At 68.1% G+C, this 2,046-nt stretch carries 3 protein-coding genes; all 3 read left to right on the forward strand.

Annotated features, from left to right (window positions below):
* A partial coding sequence (locus FKP22_RS28385; protein ID WP_141291444.1) for a hybrid sensor histidine kinase/response regulator occupies window positions 1-1,140 on the forward strand: 1,140 nt, incomplete at its 5' end.
* Window positions 1,141-1,320: 180 nt separating this feature from the next.
* Complete coding sequence (locus FKP22_RS28390) at window positions 1,321-1,689, forward strand: DUF1428 domain-containing protein (protein ID WP_141291446.1); 369 nt, start codon at window positions 1,321-1,323, stop codon at window positions 1,687-1,689.
* Between the two features lie 150 nt (window positions 1,690-1,839).
* The coding region (locus FKP22_RS28395; protein ID WP_211361634.1) for a type VI secretion system ImpA family N-terminal domain-containing protein at window positions 1,840-2,046 on the forward strand (207 nt) is incomplete at its 3' end.

Raw genomic sequence — 2,046 nt, forward strand, 5'->3', positions numbered from 1 at the left:
CAGGTCGAGGTGCTGGCGGGTGCGCGTGACGCCGCGCTGCGTGCCGACCAGGAGAAAAGCCGCTTCCTGGCGATTGCCAGCCACGACCTGCGCCAGCCGGTGCATGCGCTCGGGCTGTTCGCCGCCACGCTGGAGCAGCGGCTGCAGGGCAGCGCCGAAGAGCCGCTGGTGCGCAACGTGATGCGCTCGATCGAAGGGCTGGAGCAGTCGTTCAACGCAATGCTGGACATCTCGCGGCTGGACGCCGGCACCATCGAGCCCAACATCCAGCACTTCCCGCTGCGCGACGTGTTCCGCCGCCTGCACATGCACCACGCCGGCCAGGCCGAAGCCTCGGGCCTGGGGCTTCGGTTTTCGCCCGGCGGCAAGTCGGTCAGCAGCGACCCGCAACTGCTCGAACGCATCCTCGGCAACCTGGTGCAGAACGCGCTGAAGTACACCCGGCAGGGCGGCGTGGTGGTGGTGGCGCGATCCACGGCCACGCACACCAACGTGGAGGTGTGGGACACGGGTCCGGGCATGCGGGCTGCCGACCTGCCGCGCATCTTCGTCGAGTTCCTGCAACTGGGCGACGGCCAGCGCAGCCGCGCACAAGGCCTGGGCATGGGCCTGGCCATCGTCAAGCGCTTGGCTCAGCTGCTGGGCCACCGGCTGGTCGTGGCCTCGCGGCCCGGCCGGGGCACGATGTTCCGCCTCAGCATTCCGCTGGGCGGCTTGCCCGAGATCCAGGATGCCACCGCTGCCGCCGACACCGTGCCGATGCCGGTCATGGAGCCGCGCTCGGTGCTGGTGATAGACGACGAGGAACCCATCCGCGAAGGCCTGCGCATCCTGCTGGAGGAATGGGGCTACGAGGCCACCGTGGCGGCCAACGCGATGGAGGCCGAGCAATCGGTACAGCTCCGCGGCCTGGCGCCCGACCTGATCCTGTCGGACCTGCACCTGGGTGCCGGCCGGGACGGCATTGCCGCCATCGAGGCGGTGCGCCGCCTGTGCGGCCAGGAGGTGCCGGCCATCCTGGTGACCGGCGACACCACGCGCGACGAGCTGCGCCGCGCCACCGAAAGCGGCCACACCGTGCTGTTCAAGCCACTGCAGCCGCGCCGCCTGTTCGACGCGATGCGCGGCATGGTGCCCTGAGGCGCAGGGGGCATGACTGAGGCGCTGCCCTGGGGGGCAGAAAATCTGCATTCCCGTCCGCCGACCGTGCTCAGCGCGCATCGGATGATCATGTCGAATCGGCGGGTCTTCATTCGTCGTGTTTCTACGGGGCGTGCCGAGCCGAGTGCGCCGACCGGTCAATCCAACAGGAGAGAAGCCATGGCCTACATTGACGGATTCGTGATCGCAGTGCCCACTGCCAACAAACAGAAGTTCATCGAGCACGCGCGACATTTCGATGCGATGTTCATCGAGCTGGGTGCGATCCGTGTGATCGAGGGGTGGGGTGACGACGTGCCCGACGGGAAGCTCACCGATTTCCGCCGCGCGGTCCAAGCGGCAGCCGAGGAAACGGTGGCGTTTTCGTGGGTCGAGTGGCCGGACAAGGCGACGCGTGACGCGGCCATGACGAAGATGAGGGAAGACCCCCGCATGGACCCGTCCACACCGGGCAATCCTCCGATACCGTTCGATGGCAAGCGCATGATCTTTGGCGGTTTCGAACAGGTGGTCGAAGTGAAGGCCTGAGCGCCGAGCTGGGGGCAGCGGGGTTGGGCTCGGACGCACCTGTCCTTGCCGGCCCTCCACAAGCAGTGGTCAAAGTGACTTTCGACCACTGCGCGGCGGCGGCCCGATCTCTAGAGTGCAGCCATCCCATTCCCATGGCCCGCACACGCGATGGCTGACCTGGACCTCGACTCGCTGCTCGCCCCGCTTCAGCATGACGCACCTTGCGGCGCGGACCTGGAGTACGACCCGGTTTTCCTCGCGCTGCAAACCGCAGGCGCCGGCCGGCCCGAGCAGCAGTACGGTGACACCGTCATCCCCGCTGAGGAGCCTGACTGGCCCAAGGTGCGCGAGTTGGCGCTGGCACTCGCGGCCCGC

Origin of the sequence: Ideonella azotifigens (genome assembly GCF_006519715.1) — a bacterium.
In the GTDB taxonomy this organism is placed as follows: domain Bacteria; phylum Pseudomonadota; class Gammaproteobacteria; order Burkholderiales; family Burkholderiaceae_C; genus Ideonella; species Ideonella azotifigens.

What these genes read in the sequence shown, in the direction of transcription:
- FKP22_RS28390 (WP_141291446.1), top strand. Translation starts at nt 1,321, where the DNA reads ATGGCCTACATTGACGGATTCGTGATCGCAGTGCCCACTGCCAACAAA.